The organism is Brucella sp. HL-2, from assembly GCF_025846885.2.
GTDB classification, from domain to species: Bacteria; Pseudomonadota; Alphaproteobacteria; order Rhizobiales; family Rhizobiaceae; genus Brucella; species Brucella quorumnocens.
The window spans coordinates 1-23,663 of the sequence record NZ_JAOYTK010000037.1; the positions used below are offsets into that span (position 1 = coordinate 1).

Genomic DNA, 23,663 nt, shown 5'->3' on the forward strand with positions numbered 1-23,663 from the left:
TCAACTGCAATCTCGTCAAAAGGGTTCATCGACATCTTCACGTTCGATAGCTCAACGCCCGAACCATCACCCTTAACACGGATCTTTACGTTGTAATCTACAACCCGCTTTACTGCGACGACTACCTTCATAAGGCTAACCTTTCATTCAAATAGAGACATGGTTTTGCGTCATCTGCATGTTAAACGCGTGCACGCTTGGCTTCCGGATCGTAAGGCGACTCTTCAATCACGCGAGCCTTGCGCATTTCACCCAGAACCGGGATCTCAAGTTCAGTTCCCGGCACACCCAGTTCCAAAGGTAGCAGCGCCAGCGCGATATCATGTTTGAAAGTGTACGAATAACTGCCCGATGTAACACGGCCGACGAGCTTGCCGTCATGATACACGCCTTCCGAGGTCAGCGTGCTGGCACCATCTGTTTCGACGGCAAGCGTCACGGAACGCTGTTTGATACCGAGCTCCTTTTCTTCAAGCAGGGCTTGTTTACCGATGAAATCGCCCTTGTCGAGACGGATAAAGCGTTCTAGACCGCTCTCCCAAGCACTTAACTCAGGATTCATGTCGCGATACATCGCACGATAGGATTTATCGAGACGCAGCGACTCCAGTGCATGCAGGCCGATGAGACGCAAGCCATGCTCTTTACCTGCAACCAGCAATGCTTCCAGCAAATGCCGCTGATAAGCGAGCGGATGATAGAGTTCCCAACCGAGTTCGCCTTCGTAATTAACGCGCAACAGACGCACGTCACTGGCAAGCCCGACCGTTCCCGACTTGATGCCAAACCACGGAAATGCCTCGTTGGACAGATCGATCTCTGTCAGCGATTGCAGAACCTCGCGGGCTTTCGGCCCAACAATCGTGAAACAGCCACGATCATTGGTGACGTTGCGCAAGCTCACGCTGCCGTCTTTTGGCAGAAGCTTTGACAGGTCATCGAAATTCCAGCGTTCGGCACGCGGTGTGGAAATCATATAAAAGTTGTCATCATCCATGCGAGCTACGACATATTCTGCCTGCACTCCGCCCGTTTTCGTCAGATGATGGGCGAGATTAACACGACCCACTTTCGGCAGTCGATTAGCAAGAATACTGTCAAGCCACGCTTCTGCGCCCGGACCACTGACTTCAAACTTGGTCATCGGCGTCATTTCAACAAGGCCGACCGCATTGCGCACCGCTTCGACTTCCTCGCCAACATATTTGCCCTTTTCGGTCCAACGCCAGCTGTACTGATCCTTGGCTTCCACGCCCTTCGGTGCAAACCAGTTCGGCATTTCCCAGCCGTTGAGGCAGCCCCAGACCGCACCCAGTTCCGTCAACCGATCATAGGACGGGGCAGTCTTCTGCGGACGCGCTGCAGGCATATCCTGACCCGGATAATGTTGATCCGCATGAGTGCCCCATGCTTCTCGCACCTTTTCACGTGTCCAGTTCTTGTTGGCATAATCACCGAAGCGGCGCGGGTCGAGTTCGCTCGTATCGATACTGTTGCTTCCTTCAACGATGCGCTCAGAGAGATAGTAGCCGATAGCGCCACCCCACAAAATGCCGCCCGGTACACCTTCTGCGAGCCAGACATTATCCAACCCCCAAGCAGGCCCGACCAGCGGCAACTCGTCGGCTGTCATCTGGAATGGTCCGCGCACATTGGCCTTAATGCCAACGCGGCCAAGCGTTGGCACAAGTTCCATCGCCCGTTCCCAATTCCACGAAACGGAATCAAAATCCTCTTCCAGCAGATCGGCACCAAACCACTCAGGCACACCGTTTTCAGCAAACAACTTCAGATGTTCGGTCTTTTCATAAGGGCCAAACATCAGGCCATCGCCCTCTTCGCGCAGGTAGCCTTCAAAACCTTCATCACGCAGGATCGGCATTTCCGGCAAGCCCTGACGCTTGCGCTCAATCACTTCGGGTACGGCATCGGTGATCCAGTACTGATGGACAATCGGAATTGCCGGAATATCAAGCCCAAGCATCGCGCCGGTCTGACGAGCATAGTTACCGGTGGCTGAAATGATGTGCTCGCAGATGATGTCACCATTATTGGTTTTCACCTTCCACTCGCCGCTCGGCAGACGCTCGAAGCCATTTACCTGTGTGTTGAGGTAAATCTTGGCACCATTGTCGCGTGCACCCTTGGCAAGCGCCATGGTCACGTCAGCAGGCGCGATATGGCCATCGTCAGGATGATAGAGCGCGCCAAGCATATCAGGATTGTTTTCAAGCAAAGGCCATAACTCACGAGCACGAGTCGGAGACACGAGTTCTGCCCGAATGCCCTGCACCTCGGCGACACTCATATAGCTTTTATATTCGTCAAGCCGGTCACGCGTGTTGGCAATGCGCAGCTGTCCGCATTTGTGCCAGCCAACATGTTGTCCTGTCTCAGCTTCCAACCCTTCATAAATCTCGATCGACTTGTTGATCATTCGACCGATATTGATGTTACGTGCATAAGAAGGGATCAGGCCCGCGGCGTGCCATGTCGAACCGGCGGTAAGCTGGGTACGTTCCAACAGAACGACGTCTGACCAACCTCTTTTTGCCAGACCATATAGAATTGAGGCACCAACGCACCCTCCCCCGATGACCACCGCGCGTGCATGAGTCTGCATTCCAAGTTCCCTTCCATGTCATATTTTGTGGGGATGACCAGCGATCAGACTGAGCAGCCAGACAGTCCCGTTTGGCATTACATTACAGAGGGTTCTCGACGCTGTGAGCTTGATAAAAAATCCGCATAGGTATAACTTCAGATTATGCATAGACTCCGCTCTCTGATCCCCTCTGCCAACTATCTTTTCGTGTTTGAGGCGGCGGCTCGCCGTCTAAGCTTCACGGCGGCGGCAGAAGAGCTGAACGTCAGCCAGCCTGCGGTGAGCAAGACCATCAAATTGTTAGAGGAAGCGACCGGTCTGAAGCTTTTCAGGCGCGACCGCAGTCGTCTGGAGCTGACAGCTGAGGGGCAAAGGCTTTATCGCGAAACGCAGGAAGCGTTCGATCATCTGCACATGGTCATCTCTTCCATGCGCAAGAAGCATTCGCGCGACATTATTCGGGTGTCGTTCTCGTCGTCTTTTGTGCAGCTCTGGTTGCTGCCGCGTTTGAAAAGCTTCAAGGAAAAACATCCCGATGTGGCCCTTCGCATCGAGGAAAGCAGCCGTGACGATCAGGATATGCTTGAAGAAGACATCGACGTTTCGGCCCGGCTAGGGAATGGTAAGTGGCCCGGCATCCATTCATGGCCTTTTGTGACCGAAGAAGTATGGCTTGTTTGCAGCCCGTCCTATCTGGAAGAACACGGAGCAATCAAATCCCCGCAGGATCTCCTCAACCACACATTATTGCATTTCGAGGAACGGCATCGGTCGCGGCTTGGATGGCGGGAATGGCTTGAACGAAGCGGTGTGCCCAACCCGCGTATAGAGCAAGACTTTGTCTTCACCGACGCGCTTAGTTCCATTGAAGCTGCAGTATTTGGACAGGGCATCGCACTTGGCTGGAAGCATCTCGTTCGTGACCACATCGCTGCCGGTCGTCTCGTCCCCGCAATCGATATTTTCAACCGATCCGGCGATATTATTCATCTTGTCATGCCAGCCCAGCGCCCACCAAAACGAGGCGCTGAACTGTTTCGCGACTGGTTGCTGGAACAAGGCGCAGATGCCGAATTTGGCATTTAAAACCTATCCCGAAAATCGCTTCGAACTTTTGCTGGGAACGCTTTGGTTATTGTGCAAACACAACGGTTTTATGCCCATTCAGCATAACGCGGTTTTCTGCATGCATCTTTACCGCGCGCGCCAGAACACGACTCTCGATATCGCGACCCGTTGCCACAAAATCCTCAGCACTCATGGAGTGCGTCACCCGCTCGGTTTCCTGTTCGATGATAGGGCCTTCATCAAGGTCTGGTGTTACATAATGCGCGGTCGCACCAATCAGTTTCACGCCGCGTTCGAATGCCTGATGATACGGCTTGGCACCCTTGAAGGACGGCAAAAACGAATGATGGATATTGATGATTTTGCCGAACAGACGGTTCGAAAGATTATCTGAGAGCACCTGCATATAGCGGGCGAGCACAACGAGATCAGCCTGGCTTTCCCGCACGAGATCAAGCAACCGCGCCTCTTGCTCAGCTTTGTTATCTTTATTCACGGCCCAATAATGATATGGAATTTGAGCGCTTTCGGCAGTCTCTCGACTATCTTCGTGGTTGGACACCACCGCGACAATCTCGGCATTCAGCCAACCCACCCTGATCTGATAGAGAAGATGCAACATGGCATGGTCGAACTTCGACACCATAAGCACGATCTTTGGTTTGCGGTCCGCGTCAGCAACCGTGAATTTCATACCAAATCGTTCGCCGGCCGGCTTCAATGCGTGCTCTATGGCATCGCGTGACATGCCAAGCGGAGCAGTGAAAGCGATGCGCATGAAAAAGCGGTTGGTCAGCTTGTCACGGAACTGATTGCTTTCGGCAATATTGCCCCCCACTGCGGCAAGTTCCGTTGTGATTGCCGCCACGATACCAGGCTTGTCATCACAATCCAGCGTCAGAACAAAAAGTGTAGGATCGATGCAGGCCACGGGCCGCACCTTGACTGGCATGTCATTCATGATTGTTCTTTCTGAAATTTCACGAGTCTTTGGTGGATTTGCCGAAAGCGTAGTCACCGACCTTGGGTACGAATTTCGAAGGCATATAACCGTGCGGCTTATCGCCAACTGAAACACCCGTATTGAGGATACCCGCCTGATAATCTGGGACAAACAGTGAGTACGGATAAGTCGGTTGGATCGCACTTGCCTCATCCAACTTCATGCGCAGTTCGTCGGGGATCGTAAACGCAAGCGCACCGAGATTATCATCCAGCTGGGTAAGCTTGCTTGCGCCGATGATAGCGGCGCCAATACCGGGCTGAGTGACGACCCAGTTAAGTGCGATCTGAGCCATTGATTTTCCCATAGCGTCGGACGCTTCAGAAAGTGCAGCTACGATACGCATATTGCGCTCAGTGAAGAGCCCTAACCCCTCAGCATTATTGCGATTGAGACGCCCCTCACCGCCCGCACGGTATTTGCCAGACAGAAGCCCCATAGCCAATGGACTCCAGGCGGTAGTGCCCATTCCAAGATTCTGTCCGAGTGGTACAAATTCCTGTTCAATGCTGCGTTCGACCAGCGAATACGGCAGCTGCAGGCTGATCGGTTGCGAAAGTGCATGTGCTTCCGCCCATGTTTGCGCCCGCGCCGCATACCAGGACGGCACATCGGACAGGCCACAATAACGGATTTTACCAGCGCGTATCAGATCATCGAAGCCGCGCATCACTTCTTCCACAGGGGTCATACCGTCCCATGTGTGTACCATATAAAGATCAATGTAATCGGTCTTCAGACGTTTCAGCGACTGGTCAACAGCACGCATCATGTTCTTGCGACTATTGCCACCCGCATTGGCATTGCCGGGCTGCAGATTGTTCGAATATTTGGTCGCAATCACTACCTGATCACGATTTGCAGTTTCCGTGACGAACTTGCCAACCAGAGTTTCGCTGAGACCCGCGCCATAGGAGTCCGCAGTATCGATGAAATTGCCACCCACCTCCAGATAGCGATTGAAGATGGTGCGGGCATTGTCTTCATCTGTGCCCCAAGAGCCGCCGATCCCTCTCACGCCCCCATTGCCAAACGTCATCGCGCCGAGCGCAAGACGGCTTACGCGCAGCCCGGATCGGCCAAGGAGGAAATAGTGATCAAGCGACATCGGGAAGCTCCTCTTTATCAAGCGGATTACATGAAGCCTTGATAGGGACGACAAGCAACAGTCTGCTGGACATAATTGATCATTGAGATAAAATCGAAAACTGGCCTACCCGTCACCTTCTGCACGGCATGTGCATAGGGTGGCAGATCACTGCATTCGAGCAGAATGGAGCGTACTTCCGGATTATCGCGAACCAGTTTTTTGGCAACTTCACAAACTTCGTGTTCGATTGCTGCTGAATCAAGAGTTCCTTTTTCTTCAAGGATCGCTTCGCGAAACTCGGCCTGATCTTCCATTCCAGCCAACACAACCGGGATCGTATCCGGGATGCCACTCGCAGCGAAATGGCGGGGTGTCAGGCGTTCTGCATTGGCAGTAATAACGCCTACAGTGCCACGCGCCACTGCATGCATGAATGGGATCTGCATCAGGCTCGACAGAAAGACCGGAATATCGACAGCTTCGGCAACCTCTTCCTGAAAATATGCCATGAACCCACAGGCACCTGTAATGGCTTTGACACCGCGTCCTTGCAGCTCAAGTGCCGCTTCCACGAAAGCTTCGCGCAGCGCCGGATCACGCTGGTTCAGCAGACGATCAATGGACGCGCCGCGCACCTCCTGATAACGCACCGGGTATTTATATGTAGTCGCATTGCCGACATTGCCGGGCACGCAGGGATAGGCGGCATCCAGAATGAGGATGCCGACCTGTTCCCCATACCACGACTGGCTGTTTCGGCTGACCGCGTAAACAGTCATCGTTGCAGTCTCCGATATGAATTTGGTTGAGGTGGATGCAGCGGCAATCCGCTGCATGAAGTCGTAATCTTATCGACTATTCGATAAGCTTCGGAGCGCCAGTGTCCCCAATGCTTTCATCAAGACCATAGGATTTCAGGATTTTGGCAATCGTGCCATCCTTGTGCATCTCTTCGATATTCGCATCGAGCGCAGCGCCAAAATCCGTTGCACTTTTGGCGTAAGGCAAGCTTGCTTGCGCCGCTTCCTTAGTGGCTCGAATGCGATCATCAGGCTGCGCAATCTCAACTTTGATGTCTTTCAAGTTGCCATTCTTGGCAGCATAAGCACCTGTCGAATAACCGTCGATACCGACATCAATACGACCGGAGGCAAGATCCTGGTGCATGTTCACCGAATTCGGATAAAGCCGAAGATTGGCACCCAGCAGTTTTTTGGTATCTGTCACCCAGAGATAGCCCTGAACAGTGCCGACATTCTTGCCAACCAGTTCTTCGACGGTCTTGATCCCATCCTTGGAATAAAGGCCCATCTGATCCTTATAAAGCGGATAGGAAAGGTTCATCACCTTGGCGCGCTCGGCTGTGCGATACCAGTCACCGGTGGTAATATCGGCCTGACCAGACAGCACATACTGAATTGCCGCAGCCGGATCGACCGCAACAGGCTTCAATGTCAGACATTCGCGTTTGGCGAATTCTGTCGCGATGTCGCCATCCAGCCCACTCATTTTGCCGCTTTCATCCATGAATGAATGCGGCGCATAGGTAGTGACGGCAATCGTCAATGTTCCTGGCGTAATGGTTTTGAACTCATGCTTCGGCTTACAATCCTGCGCTAAGGCTGTTGCTGACAGCCCCATCAGAATGGCAACACTGATAATACTTTTGCGAATGATCCCGTTATTCATGTGCGACTCCCCTTTTGTCATTGTGAATTATCGCGCGGCATAAGCGGATGACCGCTTCTCCACGTAAGATACGATCCATGCCGCCGGAACGCAGATCGTGGCATAGAGCAACCCTGCCAACATCAGCGCGGGCATATAGCGGAATGTGTTGGCGCCAATTTCATAGGCATTGCTCACGAGTTCTGGCAGCGCGATGGTGAAACAGAGCGAGGTGCTCTGAAAGATCAGAATGGCAAAGCCCAACAGCGCAGGCAGCGCTACTCGCAGGGCCTGTGGCAATAAAACAAAGCGCAACTCATCCAGCATACTGAAACCCATTGCTTCAGCCGCTTCCCGCTGACCATGATGGATCGATTGCAGGCTGGCGCGGATGATTTCACTCGTATAGGCGCCGGTATTCCAGGCCAGAGCTACAACCGCCGCCGCAAAAGACGTCATTGTCAGTCCTGTTGAGGGCAGGCCGAAATACATGAACTGCAGAAGAACCAATGCGGGCGCGCCACGGCCAATTTCAACCAGAAACAGGCTTACATAACGCGCAGCACGAGACTTGGCACCAACACCGAGCGCCAAACCAAGTCCAAGCGGAATGCCGATAGCGAGACTTAAAGCGGCAACCTGCAGACTGATTTTCAGGCCACCAAGAAGCGCTGGCATCCATTCGTAAAACTCATCCAGGGTGGGAAACATCAGCGTGCCACCTTTGCTCTCAAATAGCTGTCAGCAGAACGCGACAACCACGCAACCGGAAGGCTCAGGAAAATGTAGAACAGGCCAACTAGCGCGAAAACTTCAATGCCCTTGAAGGTAAGCTGCGATACCTGATTACCGCGAAAAGCCAGATCAGCAACGCCGATGGTCGATGCGACAGCCGTTTCCTTCATCAGCCCTATCAGATAGCTCGCAGCCGAAGGCAGAGCGACCCGAAATGCCTGCGGAGCCACTACGTCGATCAGCGTAAATCTGGTGCCGAGATTGAGAGCCGTTGCCGCCTCCCACTGACCATGATGGAGTGACGTCAGCGCACCGCGATAGATTTCAGCCATATTGGCTGATGCAATCAGGCCAAGGCCGATCAACGCCGCGACAAAAGGATTGATCGGCATGATGCCCATACCGATGCCGAAGAAAATAATGAAGAGCCACAGAATGGGCGGAAGAGCGCGCACGATCTGAATGAGAAACGCCGCAATCCAGCGTATAGGTGCGAAGCTGGCTCTGCGTGCAGCCAGTAATGGCACACCGAGAATACAGCCGATCCCAAACGAACCTAGCGTTAAAGCAAGTGTCCAGGGCAAGCCACTCAGGATGAGAAGAACATTGTCTGCCGTCATCTGTCATGCACCGCACGAAGAAATCGCTTCGTGCGCTCCTCTTGCGGATTGCGCATAATTTCTTTCGACGCACCTTTTTCTATGATCTTACCGTCGGCCATGATCATGACAGTGTCCGAAACATTTTCGGCAAAACCCATTTCATGCGTGACAACCAGCATGGTCATGCCGCTTTCAGCCAATTCACGCATCACGGCCAAAACTTCGAGGCCGAGTTCAGGATCAAGTGCGGAAGTCGGCTCATCGAACAGCATCACCTGCGGATCAAGCGCCAGCGAGCGCGCAATCGCGATACGCTGCTGCTGTCCGCCAGAACAACGCCCCGGATATTGAGTTGCTTTATCGGCAAGTCCGACACGCTCCAGCAGTTGAAGCGCCCTTTCTTCAGCCTCGGCACGGCTACGTCCCAACACGCGCTCCTGCGGCAAGCTGACATTGCGTAGAACGCTCATATGCGGAAATAAGTTGAACGACTGGAACACCATCCCAACCGTGTTACGCAACTCTTTCAGCTGGGCCTTACGTGGCTGTTGCGTGGCATCAAGCTTCACCTTGCCAACCGTAATCAAGCCGCCGTCTGGCTGCTCCAGATAATTGATGCAGCGCAACAACGTACTTTTACCTGAACCGCTGGGACCGATGATTGCAAGGACCTCGCCCTGTGCAACATCCAGATCGATATTTTCGAGAACGCGATGTGCGCCGAAATGCTTTCTAAGCCCTTCAAGGCGAATAAGTTTTGGTGAGAGAGCGGTCGAAGTCGCCGTGTCAGACACCAGTGTCGGCCGCATTGCGTTCAACAAGAAAACTCCCCATTTTGATCGTTCATCACGATTGTCCCATCATTCCGCGACGTGCAGATTTCGAATTCCTGCAGCAGGTGCTGAAGTATTTATTGTTCTAACGGCTGTTTCATATTTTTTTGCCGTCAGTGTTCCCTTGGTTAGTCACGATAGTTCCGACCCAACAGATTACAAATACAAAAAATATCCGCACAGTCATAACCTGAAGTAATGCCGCCTTATGTCAGGCTACAGCACTTGGCCAAGCCGCAATCCGTCATAAATTGCTGCATGTGTATTGCGCGCAGAAACTGCATCACCAATCCGATAGAGTTCAAAGGCACTTTCCGGGTTTCTGACCAGTTTTTGCGACCTTCTATCTATAAGCGCGTCGTAGTCTACTGCACCCATGTTCCGGGAAAGCGGTTTAAGGTCAAAATACAGATCATCCATCGGTCTTGTACCGTCATTGACAACGATCTGGTCAAATTCGCGCTCAAAACTGACACCGCCATAGTCGCTGCCAATCTGAGCCATCAACCTGTTATTGTCTCGACGGATTGCCTCCAGACGATAGGCCACAGTAAATATCACATTCTTTTTCTGCAGGCTGCGCATATAGGGCACGAGATTCATGCCCATTACCTCTGGCGCAAAGGTGCGATCTGCGGTCATGATCTCTACTTTCCCACCTGAGTTCGCGATGAACTCGGAAGCCTGTAGCCCGGCATGATCACCTGCTTCATCGAATACCAGCACATTTACGCCCGGCCGCACATCTCCTGAGATTATGTCCCAGGCAGAAACCGCTAATTCGTTACCCTCACACAGGATTTGCACATCAGGCATGCCACCTGTGGCGATAACGGCCACATCGGGTGTTTCACCCAGTACGACATCGGCTTCTGCCCATGTATTGAAATGGAATTCGACGCCAAGTTTTTCGCATTGAGCCATGCGCCAGTCGATAATGCCCATCATTTCACGACGACGCGGGCTTTGAGCCGTTAGTCGCACCTGTCCGCCAGGATGGTTTGCAGCCTCAAACACCGTAACCCTGTGACCGCGTTCAGCGCTCACGCGAGCCACTTCCAAACCCGCTGGCCCAGCACCAACAACGATGACACGACGGCTTTGATCCGCTTTCTGCACCAAATGCGGCATGGTCAGTTCACGCCCTGTCGACGGATTATGAATGCAATAGGCAGAACCACCCTGATAGATGCGATCCAGACAATAATTGGCACCCACACAGGGGCGAATTTCCTCTTCCCGCTTTTCGATAATCTTGCGCACGATATGCGGGTCGGTCATATGCGCCCGCGTCATACCCACCATGTCGAGCTTGCCAGATGCAATCGCATGACGGGCTGTAGCTACATCCTGAATTTTCGCAGCATGAAAGGTTGCCATTCCAGTGCTTGCGCGAATTTCGCCCGCGAAATCAAGATGTGGTGCACTTGGCATTCCCTGAATGGGGATAACATCCGTCAATCCGGCATCGGTTTCGATATGCCCGCGAATAACGTTGAGAAAATCGACAAGGCCGCTTTCCTTCAACTTGCGCGATATCTCAAGACCATCGGATTTCGTCAGCCCACCCTCGAGAACTTCATCGGCAACATAGCGAATGCCGATCAAAAAATCAGGACCAACACGCTCCCGAATGGCATTCAATACCTGTAACGAAAAGCGCATACGATTATCTAGCGAGCCACCATAATCGCCATCAAGCTCATTGGTTAGTGGCGACCAGAACTGGTCCAGCAAATGACCATAGGCTTCGAGTTCCAGCCCATCGAGACCCGCAGCCTTCATCCGTTCTGCGGCGTCGGCATAGTTGCCGATAATACGCTCAATATCCCAATCCTCGGCCTTCTTGGGATAGGCACGATGAGCCGGCTCATGCTTGCTTGTCGCGGAAAGTGAAGGCAACCAATCACCCTTATCCCAACGCGTGCGACGACCAAGATGGGTGAGCTGGATCATTACTGCCGCGCCATGCTCATGGCACTCATCAGCGAGATCGCGCAGCCACGGCACCACCTCATCCTTATAAGCAAGCACGTTGTTAAACGCCGGCGGACTATCCCTTGAAACGGCTGCCGAACCGGCCGTCATCGTCAACGCGATGCCAGCTTTGGCACGCTCGACATGATAGGCACGATAACGCTCCTTGGGCATGCCATCTTCGGCATAGGCTGGTTCATGAGAGGTAAGCATGATGCGATTGCGAAGCGTCAGATGCTTGATCTGAAGCGGCTGCAGCAGCGGATCGACTGACATATCAAAAGTTCCCATTTTATGATTTTTTATGAGCTAAGTATAAATGTACATAACTGTCAATTTAATAATCATAGATGTACATTGCTCTTGCCAAACCAGTGTTGTCTGGTAAGAATTCAACAATGGAACAGGTCACAACGAGTGATGCAGGATGGCGCGGCTCGCCGGATTTATGGCTTCAGGCAGCCTATGATGCGCTGATTGAAAACGGCGTTGACGCTGTCCGCATTCTACCGCTTGCAAAGACACTCGATATTTCGCGCACGAGTTTTTATTGGTTCTTCAAAGATCGCGAAGAGCTGCTCGACGCTCTCATCGCACGCTGGCGCGATAAAAATACGGGCGCCCTTTTGCGCCAGACTGACGCCTATGCGGAAACCATCGAAGAAGCTGTTTTGAACGTCTTTGACTGTTGGCTGAACCGCGATTTGTTTGATACAGCGTTCGAATTTGCCATTAGAAGCTGGGCTCTACAATCTGTACACGTCGAGGAGGAGGTGCGCGAAGCCGACGCCTCTCGGCTTGAAGGTCTGACCCGCATGTTTGAGCGTTTCGGGTTTGATAAAGCTATCGCAGATGTTCGCGCACGCACGATCTATCTCGTGCAGATCGGCTTTATTTCAATGCGGACGCAGGAAGAAACTGAGGTGCGTCTCGCGCGCATTCCACATTATGTAGAAGCCTTCACCGGCCAAACACCACAGCAAAGGGAACTCGACAGGTTTTTATCGAGGCACTCGTCGAACAGATACTGATAAGGTTCAAAAGGCCGGAACGATGCTCGACGAGCACATGCCTGCTTTTTCAACTTTAAAACTGTCATCAGTTTTTTGCTGATCTGGCCATTGCCTGCAAAATGATGACCGTCGATGCCGCACCGGGGTCCATGTGACCGAGCGAGCGTTCGCGCAAGCGCGCGGCACGGCCCTTGGTGGCAATCATCGAGCGGGTCGTATTGGCGCCAGCCGTGGCAGCTGCCACAACCTTGTCCCAGAATTCAGTAGAACTTCTATTTTCGGCGACTGCCGCTTGAGCGGCCTCAGCGGCTGGCAACCAAGCGTCAAGCATTGTCTTGTCACCACGTTGACCGTGACCACGCTCGCGAATACCCACCCCGATAGCTTCAATAATGGCCGCAGAAGTGGCAAGATCGAGATCATTATGGCCTGCTGTTGCTCGCGCTGCACGACGAAAACCCGTGGCATAAAGCGGCCCCGTCGATGCGCCGACCGCATTGATGAAGGCCGTTGCTGCCGTATTGAGAACTGTCGAAATATCTGTGTCATCCAGATTGAGCTTGGACAACTCGCTCCGCACAGTTTGAAAGCCCAGTGCCATTGTCGTTCCATGATCGCCGTCGCCGATTGCACCGTCGAGTTCAGACAGCCGATCACGGTCAGCTTCTATAGCTGCAGAAACAGCATCAAACATATGGGCAAGACGACGAGCAGCAGTTTCCGACATGGATTTTCTCCTCAAACCTTACAACTGCAACGCGCGTCGCTCATCATAAGGCGTATGCTAATTTACTTTCAGGCAGAGTGAAACGATAGAACTCAAACACAGCGTTTAGCTGATTTTGAGGCTCGCCGTTTCACAAGGATGCAGCAACAAATCCGTCAATTCCTGATCAAGGTGCATGATGGATATCGACGCCCCAACCATATCCAGAGACGTGCAATAGTGTCCGATCCAGTTGGCTTCAATGTGAATATTCTTCGCTTCAAGCCGCTGTGCCACGCGCCTATAAAGAACATAGAGTTCCATCAACGGCGTCGCTCCGAATGAATTGACCAAGACTGCGACGCGATCACCTGATACAGCCTTCATTTCATTGAAAATCCTGTCCATGATGCTGTCGACGATTTCATCAGCCTGTCGGATGCGGTCACGCGAAACGCCCGGCTCGCCATGAATGCCGACGCCTATTTCCATGTCTTCGGGACCAATCTCGAAATTGTGCCGACCAGTTTGCGGCAATGAGCCCGGTTCCAGCGCCACACCTATGGTGTAAGTGCGCGCATTGGCTTTGCGTGTCGCGATCTCGCAGGCTTCGAGTGAAAGTCCTTTGTCGCAGGCAGCGCCTGCCACTTTAAAGACAAAGAAGTTGCCTGCCACACCACGCCGCCCGTCCTTGTCATCTATCGGCGATGAGGCAATATCGTCGGTGGTCAGAACGGTCCTGATCCGGATGCCCTTCTCCTCGGCCATTTCGGCCGCCATCTCGAAGTTCATGACGTCGCCTGCGTAGTTACCATAGACGAAGAGCACGCCCTCGCCATTGGAAGCGGCAAGCGCGCACTGAACAATCGGATCTGGTGGAGGAGACGAGAAGACGTTACCCACAGCAACTGCATCTGCCAGTCCCTTACCAACATAGCCAAGGAAACATGGCTCATGCCCTGCTCCTCCGCCAATCACTAAGCCGACCTTCCCGGGACGTGGGCCATCACATGCGACCAGCGCACGATTGGAGCCGCCGATCGGTCGCAGAAATTTTCCATGCGCGCGGACAACACCATCAAGCATTTCCTCAACCACCTCATTGGGGTTGTTGAGAAGTTTCTTTACACGCACGCGAAAGGCTGCCGGAATCTGGTTTGTCTTAGGCTTCTGCGAAAGCCGCGCATCAAGGTCAATAACGCCATCAGCGCGCAAAATACCAAGCCCCGTCGCAGCATCCGTGACCAGCACATTGATGAAACCGCCGCGGAGGGCTGCCAGAAGCGCTGGCACTTTGTCAAATCCACCCGCAACCGCGATACGTGTGTGGATCTGGCGTAATTTGCCGAGCGATATGCCTATGGTCCGCTCATCAAGTGGCCCCGCAACCGGCTTCCCACGCTCGTCGATAAAACGACCTGCCACGACACCAACCGCACCTGCTGCGAGATATTGTTGCAGAGATACGGATTCAAAAAAGCCGCTTGTGTGAATGGTAGAATTGGAGCGAAGCGATGAGACGCCAAACAGAATACGATTGGCATTCTCAAGCGTGGCGAATTGTTCCTGCAACAATGGCTCATCCAGCATCACATCCCGCGTCTGCTGCGAACGAACCATCGCAGGCGCCATGATGTTGACGCAGCGCGCCGAGACTGCTTCCGCAAGAACGGTCGCACAACGTTCAGGCGTATAAGGAAATGATGCAGTCGTCCCACCCGTCGCTTGCACAACCGTCATATCCTGCAAAGTACCGATGGCGGTCTGCTCACCCACCGAAAGCACAGTACGGCCCCAGGCGACAGCTAGTGTGTCACCTGATTTCAGGATCTTGTTAAGCGCATGAGCACCAGCTCCACCCAACCGATCGATCAAAGGCCGAGCATTGTCGTCGTGGGGAATGATAAGGCAGTCAGTCAGCCCGAAATGGCGCTTTAGTTCCTGAGCAATAGACAGCGATTCAAGGCGCCCACCTTCAATGGAAATATTGACGATACCCTTTTCACGTGCTTCGGCCAGATAGCTGTTTACGGTCGCGCGTGAAATGCCCATGACATCGGCAATCTCGCTCTGCGTCAGACCGTCTTCGTAATAAAGCCAGCAGGCCCATACGTAGGGATCGTCACCATAACGCATGGGAATCGCAAGCGAATTTTCGCTGGAATTGGCCCTCGGCTTGCCAGCCTTGCGCGATGTGTTGGGCTTAAGCGTCATGCGATTTTCTGTTGCCTCTGTTCCACCCGCAAACATGAAAGCAGTCGAACGCAATTGCAACACGATCAATCGAATTTGGCGCCTGAACGTGTGGGCCCACACAGTTTTCAGACGCCAAATTCAAAATCAAAGCAAAAAGCTTACTGCAAGCGGCTCTTTGCCTGTGCCGAAAGGTCTGTCAGAATCAGCGCGCAAGATGTTGCGCCTGCATCAAGTACGCCCAGCGAGCGCTCGCCAAGGCGACTTGCCCGGCCAATCTTTGCAACCAGATTGAGCGTTGAGTCACGGCCTGTTTCGGCTGCAGCCGATAGAGCATCCAGACTTTCAGCAAAGGACTGACCTTTGCCGTTTGCCTCGTCAAAAGCATTGATGGCCGGGATTAGCGTGTCGAGCAGTGTCTTGTCACCGAGCTTTGCCGAGCCAATTGACTGGATGCCTTCCAGACCGGCATGGAGCATCGTGCTGAAAGTGGCTGCGTCGATATTCTCGGTGCCTTCCAGCTTCTCCGCGAACTCGTTGAACATCACGCCATAAAGCGGGCCCATGGAACCGCCAATTTCGGTGAGCAGAACTGTTCCGAGTGTGTCGAGACCTTCTGCAAGAGACACATCCTTGCCTCTCAGGCGTTCTGCTGCAAGGCCGAAACCCTTGGCCATATTCACGCCGTGATCGCCATCGCCGATCTTGCCGTCGATCTCGCTCAGATAGGCTTTGTTTTCGATGATCCGCTCCGCAAGCGAAAGTACGATCTCACCCGATCCTGCATTCTTGAATGTCTGCATGATACACCTCTTTCTTACAAAACTGTCGTGCAGCGGGCTTCGACATCCAGCAGCGTCTTGAGCTCGTCATCAAGCGCCATGACAGTCAGCGTGGCTCCAACCATTTCGAGTGAGGTAAAGTAGTTGCCCACATAGGTGCGGTAAATCTTAAGGCCACGCCCAGTGATTTCCTGCTCAATTGTATCATTGAGGATATAGAGTTCGTTGAGCGGTGTTGCACCCAAACCAGACACCAGAACAGCCACTTCAGTGCCTTCTGAAAGATCATGGTCGTCGAGAACGATCTTGGTCATGTCCTTGGCAACTTCGTCGGCACGCTTTAGCGGCTCAACGCGAACGCCTGGTTCTCCATGATGGCCGATACCGACTTCCATCGTGCCCGGTTCAATAGTGAAGTTTGGATGACCAACCGATGGCAGCGTGCACGGACCAAGACCCACACCGATGGAACGGCAATTGTCGATAGCCTTCTGTGCGGTTGCCTGTACTTCATGAAGGTTTGCACCCGAAGCAGCCTTTGCGCCACCAACTTTCCACATGAAGATTTCGCCAGCAACGCCGCGGCGCTTTTCACGTTCTTCGATGGGAGCCGAGCAGACGTCGTCATTGGCAACTACGGTCAGAACTTCAATTCCGACCTTGGCGGCGAGCTTCACTGCCATTTTCACATTCATGTTGTCTCCGGCATAATTTCCATAGAGACAGACAACACCCTTGCCACCATTTGCTTCACGCGCGGCATCGTAAAAACTCTTGGCGGTCGGCGAAGAGAAGAGCTCGCCAACAGCAACAGCATCGAGCAGGTTCTTGCCGGTATAGCCGATGAACGCAGGCTCGTGGCCCGAGCCACCCCCGGTGATAACGCCGACTTTCCCTTCGATAGGTGCGTCTTTCGCTACAACCACGCGAGGGTTTTCCGTCGATAGCCGCACGAGATCGTTATGAGCTTTGATGAAACCCTTGACGGTGTCTTCGACGACTTCATCCGGGTTATTGATAAATCTTTGCATTTTGCACCTATCGAAGGCGAGAGATGAGTTCCCGCTCTGTAATTTTAAAGCCGTATTTTCGGCCCCGAACAATCGTCAGACCGTTCGCTTTGTTAAAGAATTGTGTAGCCACCATCGATCAGAAGGTCGGCACCATTTATCATGTTCGCGCCGCTTGATGCCAGAAAGACTGCGGCGGCTGCAATTTCTTCGGGAAACGCGAAGCGTCCGGTTGGAATGCGCTTCTTGGCAGCTTCGCCCTTTTCACCATTCCAGGCCTTCTTGCCTAGTTCCGTGAGAACAATGGTCGGCGAGATCGTGTTGACGGTGATGCCGTATTTGCCCCATTCGGCAGCAAAGGTTTTGGACATACCGATGACGCCGAACTTCGACGCGCAATAAGCAACGTGGTCTTCAATGGCTACAGTGCCAGCCTGCGAAGCAAGATTGACGATCTTGCCACCCTTGCCCACAGAGATCATGGCGCGGCCCACTTCCTGCGTGACGAGGAAGCTACCCTTGAGATTGATTGCAATCGTGCGATCCCAATCGGAAATAGTCAGATCTTCGGCAGGAGCGAGAAAAACAACTCCTGCACTGTTTACAGCAATATCAATCTGTCCGAATGTCTCGACCACACCTGACACCGCGGCCTTTACCGAACCAGGATCAGATACATCACAGACAAAAGGCTTTGCAGCATCTCCAAGCGCTTCAGCCTTGGCGCGCGCCTGATCAGCATTGATATCAAGCACCGCAACCTTTGCACCTTTCGCAGCAAAGGCCTCAGCCACAGCCGCGCCAATACCGGATGCAGCACCAGTTACCAGAGCAACTTTACCGTCAAGTGGGAAGTTCAGGTCGATTTGGGGAGATTGGTCGGACATGGTTTGATCCTCGGTGTTGAGGGTAGCGGAATGTTTGGGTTGCGGGATGAGCCGGATGCCCATCCCGCAGTTCTCTATTACTTACGTGTTTCCAGCAACTTATCGACATTGTCGGCCGTTACTGGCGTCCAAGGAACATTGTATTCCTTGTCCTTACCATCGTTGAATGACATGTCAGGATACTGAGCCCAGATATCAGACTGTGGCTTGTAATCGCCTTTCTTCGCATGGAAGATTGCAAGGTCCATAGCTCCCTGCGCCTGAGCGCGCGCATCCTGCAGAATCGACGTCATCGTGCCAGCCTTAACTGCGTTAAGAGCGTCGGTCACACCGTCGATACCTGCGATAGCAAAATCATCAACCTTGAGGCCTGCCGACTTGATGGCTTCAATCGCGCCGAGAGCCATTTCGTCGTTCTGGCCGATCACGCCGTTGATTTCGCCTTTGTGTGCGGTCAACCAGTTTTCCATCAGTGTCTGCGCTTCAGCGCGCGACCAGTTTGCGGTCTGCTGTTCAAGCACCTTCACGTCCGGGCATTCAGCAAGAGCCTTCTTGTTGCCTTCGAGGCGCGAAACCTGCGACGACTGGCCAATCGGGCCTTCGATGATGACGACATTGCCCTTGCAGCCAATCTTGTCGAGAACGGTCTTGGCTTCCATGTAGCCGGAAACCGCATCATCAGAACCGACATAAGAAGCCAGAAGATCAGAGTTTACGCGGGTGTTGGAACCCACAACCGGGATGTTTGCATCTGCGGCTGCCTGAACAGCGGTCGCACCGGCTTCAACATCGATCGGCACGAAAATGATCGCGTCGAACTGCTGGGTGATCATGGTATTGAATTGTTCTTGCTGAACGAGCGCATCATAGCGCCCGTCGAAAACCGTCAGCGAAACTTCACCGCTCTTGACTGCTGGGTGCTCCTTCAGCGCTTCAGACCATATCTGCATAAATTCAGCATTAAGGCCGTAAGGGGCTGCGCCAATCTTGAGCTTTTCCTGAGCATTTGCAGCGCCTGCGAGTAAGGCCGTAGCCGATGCCAGGGCAATCAGCAATTTCTTCATCGGTATTCTCCTCCACATTATCCGCAATTATTGAATGTGCGGCTTTGGTTGCGCCATGTGACTGGCAATTGGAAACTTCTAGAAATCAGGCGCTCTGGTTACGTTTCTGATCGAGCATGACTGCACCGACGATCAACGCGCCTTTGAGAACCTGCTGGTAGTAAGATTCGATACCCATCAGATCGAGACCATTATTCATGACGCCGATGATGAGCGCGCCAATCAGCGTTCCCGTGACACGGCCTACGCCGCCAGAAAGACTGGTGCCGCCGATAACAACCGCAGCAATTGCATCCAGTTCGTAGGCAATACCGGCCTGTGGCAGCGCGGAACCGGTGCGGGCAGCAAGCATCATGCCTGCAAGACCGGAAAGTGCGCCGGAGATGACATAGACAGAGAAGCGGACGCGGGTGACATTGATACCCGATGTCTTTGCTGCATGCGGGTTACCGCCAACGGCATAGACATAGCGGCCAAAGCGCGTGCGGGTGAGAACCCACCATGCGCCAATGAAGACGATCGCCAGAATAATGACAGGCATCGGGATGCCCATGATCTTGGCAGTGCCGATCCAGCGGAAATCCGGGATCAGTGCAGGCACAGGCTTACCGCCACCATAGATAAGCGTCATGCCGCGTGCAGCCGAGAGCATACCGAGCGTTGCAACGAATGCAGGCACCGAGAAGCGGGAAACGATCCAGCCGACCAATGCGCCGCAGGCACAACCAACAGCAAGACCGGCAGCGATGGCTACAACTGCAGGATAAGGGCCGCCCGCAACACTTGCAGCGGCAGATGTCGTGGCAAGGCTAGCCGCAACGATACCTGTGAGCGCTGCAACCGAGCCTACAGAAAGATCAATGCCACGCGTCAGAATGACAAACGTCATGCCGATAGCCAGCACACCGTTGATTGAGGTCTGTAGCAGAACGTTCGAAATATTGCCTGTTGTCAGGAAGTATGGATTTGACACCGACAGGATGAAGACGAGAAGCAGGAAGGCGAGGAAAATGCCGTATTCCTGAATGATCAACCGGCGCTTCTCGGAAGCGAACCAGCTGTTCGTTTGTGTTTTCTCGATATTGCTCACGTTTTCCAGCCTCTTCCCAGCCTGCCAGTGTCAGGCCTAATCTCAATCAGGCACTCTGATCATTTGTATTCAAGCGCATCTTTCTGAGCGCGCTCTGGATCAAAAAGCCCACCGTCAGGTGGACAGATGCACCAGCTTTTGTGCGTCGGTGTCTGCCCTGTCATAGACGCCAGCTGACCGGCCCTGCCGCATCACGAGGATGCGGTCGGACATGCCCAGAACCTCGTCGATTTCAGATGAAATCATCACGACGGTGCCGCCTGACGCAGTGAATTCGCAGATGATGCGATAGATTTCCCGCTTCGCGCCCACATCCACGCCTCGTGTCGGCTCATCAAGCAGCAACAGGCGCGGATTGCGCAGGAACCACTTGCCGAGCACGACTTTCTGCTGGTTGCCGCCCGAAAGACCAGAAACCGGCATTGTATCGCGCGCCGCCTTGATGCCAAAATGCTTGATCATCTTAGCGCTTGCTTCAGCTTCTTCGCGCTGACGCATGGCAAATGCCGGGCTCATTTCAGGCAAGCTTGCAAGGCAGATATTGGCGCGCACGCTGTCTGTGAGGTTAAGCCCGGTCAGCTTGCGGTCTTCTGTCACAAAGGCAATGCCTTCAGCCATCGCATCGGCGGGCTTGCCAACTTTCAGCTGGCGGCCTTCAAGACGAATTTCACCCTTGCTCGCCTTGTCGAGGCCGAAAACACAATTGAATATCTCAGAGCGACCAGAACCCATCAGGCCGTAAATGCCAAAGATTTCGCCTTTGCGGACCGAGAAGGAAATGTCTTCGATCTTGCCAGGCAGTGCGAGATCGGAAACCTCGAAACCGATCTCATCTGTCGGCTCGTTGGTCTTGATGAATTCTTCGCCAAGCTCGCGCCCAACGATCAAGCGGATCAGTTCGGGACGGTCGATATCGCTCAGCGCGCCCGAACCGACATAACCGCCATCACGGAAAACCGTATAGGAATCTGCAATTTGGAAAATCTCGGACAGGCGATGCGAGACATAGACAATGCCCTTGCCCTCAGCCTTGAGGCGCTCAACCGCCTTGAACAGATGCTGCGCTTCCTTTTCACCGATGGCCGATGTCGGCTCGTCCATGAAGATCACATCGGCATTGTGGCTGAACGCTTTGGCGATTTCCACGAGCTGCATCTGCGCAACCGACAACTGGCTCATCACCTGGGTGGCACGAATGTCGAACTCCAGACGATCCAGAAGCGCCTGCGCTTCACTGTTCATCTTCTTGAAATCAATGCCGCCAAATCGCGTTGAAGGTTCGCGACCGAGAAAGATATTCTCTGCAACACTCATATGCGGAACTGGGCTTAGCTCCTGCTCGATAATCGCGATACCGGATTTAAGCGCTTCCGCAGGCGTCGAATATTGAACCTCTTCACCACGCAGCCATATCTTGCCGCCGTCGCGCTGCTGAATACCCATCAAAATGGAGAGAAATGTGGATTTGCCTGCGCCATTGCCGCCACACAGGGCATGGACCGAGCCTGCACGCAGTTCCAGCTGGCCATCGCGAAGTGCCGCAACACCGCCGAACGATTTTTTCAGGCTCTCTACTTTCAATAGCGTCTGCACGGTATCCTCCTTGACCACGCACGACAAAAATCACTTATTGATCGACATATGTCAATACACGTATTTTACATTTGATTAGCAAGCATCGTCTTTTGTCAAAATTCACTTCAGGGTATAAAAATCCATCCAGCATCAGCGACAGTGCGCATCAACCGTAATAATCATAACATATTGTAATAATTATATATTTCTTGAGCTAAACGACGAGCAATTAGGGTGCGAATATCACGACGACTTTGTGATCACGGCTTAACAAAACGCTCGCAAGACAATCCGGACACTGAATTCAGGGCCTACAACTCGCATCATTCAAGATACTTTGGCGGACTATAGACTCATATCAAGCTTGGGTGTCATGACCTCAAACATAGGCAGCGAGGCCGCCCCCAGAGCCGCCGTAAACTGACCTGTCTGTCCGCGAAGCACACGGGCAAGCGTGCGTGCACTTCTGTTTGCGACCGATATCGGCAGCTCATCCATATGCGAAATCAGCGCGTCGATGACGGGATTTGGCAGCATTCCTCCGAGAACAACGGTCTCAGGATCAAGAATGTTTTCGATAATCGCAATCATTTGCGCAAGGTGTTTTGCAGCGTCCGCCACCCAATCCAAGACCACGGGATTTCTGTCCTGCAGCAGCTCTTCAAGCTTCTCGAAGCTGACATCGAAAAGCCCCGCATTCACTAATTTCTCTTTGAGAACATGAACTGATGAATAAGTTTCCAGACAACCATGCTGACCGCAGGAGCAGAGCCGCCCTCCTGGTACAATCGAGATATGCCCGATTTCACCCGCATTGCCGAAAGCACCGCGAAACGGCGAGCCATCCTGGATCATACCGAGACCGATACCGGCACCGAAATAGATCATCGCAAAGTTTGAAATAGCACGCCCGGCCCCGAACAATCGCTCGCCCACTGCCGCAGCATTTGCATCATTTTCGACGATGACAGGTTCACCAAAGGCAGCACTTAGAACAGCCGCGGCGTCAATGCCAGCCCAACCCGGCAGTGTCGTCGGACCGACCGAGGTCATGCCTTCGATGCCAAACGGACCCGGCATCACAACACCTATCCCAAGAAGACGCGCATCAAACTCAGACCTGATCTTGTCGATCTCGATGCGAAGCTGGGCGCAAAGCGCCTCGGGCCGCGTGTCGCTTACCAGATGCACCTGTTGCTTGCGTGGGACGCCAGAAAGGTCAAGAACCGTCGTCACCATATGGGTCGAACCCATTTCAATTCCGATTGTCATCGCACCAGACGGATTAACAGCAAATTGAATCGGCGGCTGACCGCGCCCGGTCTTTAATCTGCCAAGCTGCATCAGAAGATTTTCAGCAACCAGCTCATCAACAATATTGGCGATAGCCTGCGCCGTCAGATGCGTCAAACGGGCAATATGCATACGACCCACCGGGCCATGACGGCGAACAACATCCAACACCACACGGCGATTATGATCCCGAATTCGCTCAGGATTTTTACCCAAAGTGATCGGTTGCGTGTCCGGATGCGCCATGGTTCGTGAGTTCGCCGCCTTCGATTTCATGCCCTCTCCCAAATGCCTCAAATTAGATAGCGCACGTGACTTTTAACAGCAATATATTAATTCAACTAAATTATCTTATTGACAAATGACTTACAAAATTGAAGCCTATGGAGGGGCAAATAATTGCCCTGTCGGTATTCGAACGGCGCCTGGCCGAACATGCTGACGGTGAGGATGCTGCACGAAAAGTGCA

General features: G+C 53.1%; 20 protein-coding genes and 1 pseudogene. 2 read left to right on the forward strand and 19 right to left on the reverse strand.

What is annotated here, in order from left to right; genetic code table 11:
- Together OIV19_RS22105 and OIV19_RS22110 are read right to left on the reverse strand one after the other, a co-directional pair.
- Positions 1 to 131, reverse strand: a pseudogene (locus OIV19_RS22105) (electron transfer flavoprotein subunit beta/FixA family protein); the annotation flags it as partial.
- Between the two features lie 50 nt (positions 132 to 181).
- Positions 182 to 2,623 (reverse strand): GcvT family protein, encoded by a 2,442-nt coding sequence (locus OIV19_RS22110; protein ID WP_264233945.1) that lies wholly within the window; start codon positions 2,621 to 2,623, stop codon positions 182 to 184.
- A 144-nt stretch (positions 2,624 to 2,767) separates the two neighbouring features.
- Between OIV19_RS22110 and OIV19_RS22115 the strand changes: the two genes are divergently transcribed.
- Positions 2,768 to 3,691, forward strand: a complete 924-nt coding sequence (locus tag OIV19_RS22115) for a LysR substrate-binding domain-containing protein (RefSeq protein ID WP_095444822.1) — start codon at positions 2,768 to 2,770, stop codon at positions 3,689 to 3,691.
- Between the two features lie 46 nt (positions 3,692 to 3,737).
- Here OIV19_RS22115 and purU read toward each other — a convergent pair whose 3' ends face one another.
- The 8 genes from purU to OIV19_RS22155 form a co-directional block, all read right to left on the reverse strand.
- The gene (gene purU, locus OIV19_RS22120; RefSeq protein WP_264233946.1) at positions 3,738 to 4,634 is read right to left on the reverse strand and encodes a formyltetrahydrofolate deformylase; all 897 of its coding nucleotides are present in this window, start codon (positions 4,632 to 4,634) and stop codon (positions 3,738 to 3,740) included.
- A gap of 19 nt (positions 4,635 to 4,653) precedes the next feature.
- Positions 4,654 to 5,784, reverse strand: coding sequence for an aldo/keto reductase (locus tag OIV19_RS22125; RefSeq protein ID WP_264233947.1), 1,131 nt, complete (start codon positions 5,782 to 5,784; stop codon positions 4,654 to 4,656).
- 26 nt (positions 5,785 to 5,810) lie between these two features.
- The gene (locus tag OIV19_RS22130) at positions 5,811 to 6,545 is read right to left on the reverse strand and encodes an aspartate/glutamate racemase family protein (protein ID WP_095445697.1); all 735 of its coding nucleotides are present in this window, start codon (positions 6,543 to 6,545) and stop codon (positions 5,811 to 5,813) included.
- A 76-nt stretch (positions 6,546 to 6,621) separates the two neighbouring features.
- Positions 6,622 to 7,455: an ABC transporter substrate-binding protein gene (locus OIV19_RS22135; RefSeq protein WP_264233948.1), complete on the reverse strand. Its 834-nt coding sequence runs from the start codon at positions 7,453 to 7,455 to the stop codon at positions 6,622 to 6,624.
- A gap of 27 nt (positions 7,456 to 7,482) precedes the next feature.
- Entirely contained in the window at positions 7,483 to 8,145 is a 663-nt protein-coding gene (locus OIV19_RS22140; protein WP_151095827.1) for an amino acid ABC transporter permease, read from the reverse strand.
- Entirely contained in the window at positions 8,145 to 8,789 is a 645-nt protein-coding gene (locus OIV19_RS22145; RefSeq protein WP_264233949.1) for an amino acid ABC transporter permease, read from the reverse strand. Before OIV19_RS22145 ends, OIV19_RS22140 begins: the two co-directional genes overlap by 1 nt.
- Positions 8,786 to 9,580, reverse strand: coding sequence for an amino acid ABC transporter ATP-binding protein (locus OIV19_RS22150; RefSeq protein WP_264233974.1), 795 nt, complete (start codon positions 9,578 to 9,580; stop codon positions 8,786 to 8,788). Before OIV19_RS22150 ends, OIV19_RS22145 begins: the two co-directional genes overlap by 4 nt.
- Positions 9,581 to 9,820: 240 nt before the next feature.
- The gene (locus tag OIV19_RS22155) at positions 9,821 to 11,857 is read right to left on the reverse strand and encodes an NADH:flavin oxidoreductase (RefSeq protein ID WP_264233951.1); all 2,037 of its coding nucleotides are present in this window, start codon (positions 11,855 to 11,857) and stop codon (positions 9,821 to 9,823) included.
- 122 nt (positions 11,858 to 11,979) lie between these two features.
- Between OIV19_RS22155 and OIV19_RS22160 the strand changes: the two genes are divergently transcribed.
- A complete protein-coding gene (locus OIV19_RS22160) occupies positions 11,980 to 12,612 on the forward strand; it encodes a TetR/AcrR family transcriptional regulator (RefSeq protein WP_264233953.1) in 633 nt (210 codons plus the stop codon).
- Between the two features lie 67 nt (positions 12,613 to 12,679).
- On the opposite strand, the gene dhaL (OIV19_RS22165) is transcribed toward OIV19_RS22160, so the two are convergent.
- The 9 genes from dhaL (OIV19_RS22165) to OIV19_RS22205 all read right to left on the reverse strand — a co-directional run bounded on the left by dhaL (OIV19_RS22165) (position 12,680) and on the right by OIV19_RS22205 (position 23,470).
- On the reverse strand, positions 12,680 to 13,321 hold the full coding sequence (gene dhaL / locus OIV19_RS22165) for a dihydroxyacetone kinase subunit DhaL (protein WP_264233955.1): 642 nt from the start codon (positions 13,319 to 13,321) through the stop codon (positions 12,680 to 12,682).
- 105 nt (positions 13,322 to 13,426) lie between these two features.
- Positions 13,427 to 15,514 carry a bifunctional sugar-binding transcriptional regulator/dihydroxyacetone kinase subunit DhaK gene (locus tag OIV19_RS22170; protein WP_264233975.1) on the reverse strand — a complete coding sequence of 696 codons (2,088 nt, stop codon included), beginning with the start codon at positions 15,512 to 15,514 and terminating at the stop codon, positions 13,427 to 13,429.
- A gap of 140 nt (positions 15,515 to 15,654) precedes the next feature.
- Positions 15,655 to 16,296 (reverse strand): dihydroxyacetone kinase subunit DhaL, encoded by a 642-nt coding sequence (dhaL, locus tag OIV19_RS22175; RefSeq protein WP_264233957.1) that lies wholly within the window; start codon positions 16,294 to 16,296, stop codon positions 15,655 to 15,657.
- A 14-nt stretch (positions 16,297 to 16,310) separates the two neighbouring features.
- Positions 16,311 to 17,306: a dihydroxyacetone kinase subunit DhaK gene (locus tag OIV19_RS22180; RefSeq protein WP_264233959.1), complete on the reverse strand. Its 996-nt coding sequence runs from the start codon at positions 17,304 to 17,306 to the stop codon at positions 16,311 to 16,313.
- A 92-nt stretch (positions 17,307 to 17,398) separates the two neighbouring features.
- The gene (locus OIV19_RS22185; RefSeq protein ID WP_264233961.1) at positions 17,399 to 18,172 is read right to left on the reverse strand and encodes an SDR family oxidoreductase; all 774 of its coding nucleotides are present in this window, start codon (positions 18,170 to 18,172) and stop codon (positions 17,399 to 17,401) included.
- A 77-nt stretch (positions 18,173 to 18,249) separates the two neighbouring features.
- Entirely contained in the window at positions 18,250 to 19,236 is a 987-nt protein-coding gene (locus OIV19_RS22190; protein ID WP_264233963.1) for a substrate-binding domain-containing protein, read from the reverse strand.
- 85 nt (positions 19,237 to 19,321) lie between these two features.
- Positions 19,322 to 20,326: an ABC transporter permease gene (locus OIV19_RS22195; RefSeq protein ID WP_151095850.1), complete on the reverse strand. Its 1,005-nt coding sequence runs from the start codon at positions 20,324 to 20,326 to the stop codon at positions 19,322 to 19,324.
- Positions 20,327 to 20,440: 114 nt separating this feature from the next.
- A complete protein-coding gene (locus OIV19_RS22200) occupies positions 20,441 to 21,919 on the reverse strand; it encodes a sugar ABC transporter ATP-binding protein (protein ID WP_264233964.1) in 1,479 nt (492 codons plus the stop codon).
- Positions 21,920 to 22,246: 327 nt separating this feature from the next.
- Entirely contained in the window at positions 22,247 to 23,470 is a 1,224-nt protein-coding gene (locus tag OIV19_RS22205; RefSeq protein ID WP_264233966.1) for an ROK family protein, read from the reverse strand.
- Positions 23,471 to 23,663: the final 193 nt, after the last annotated feature.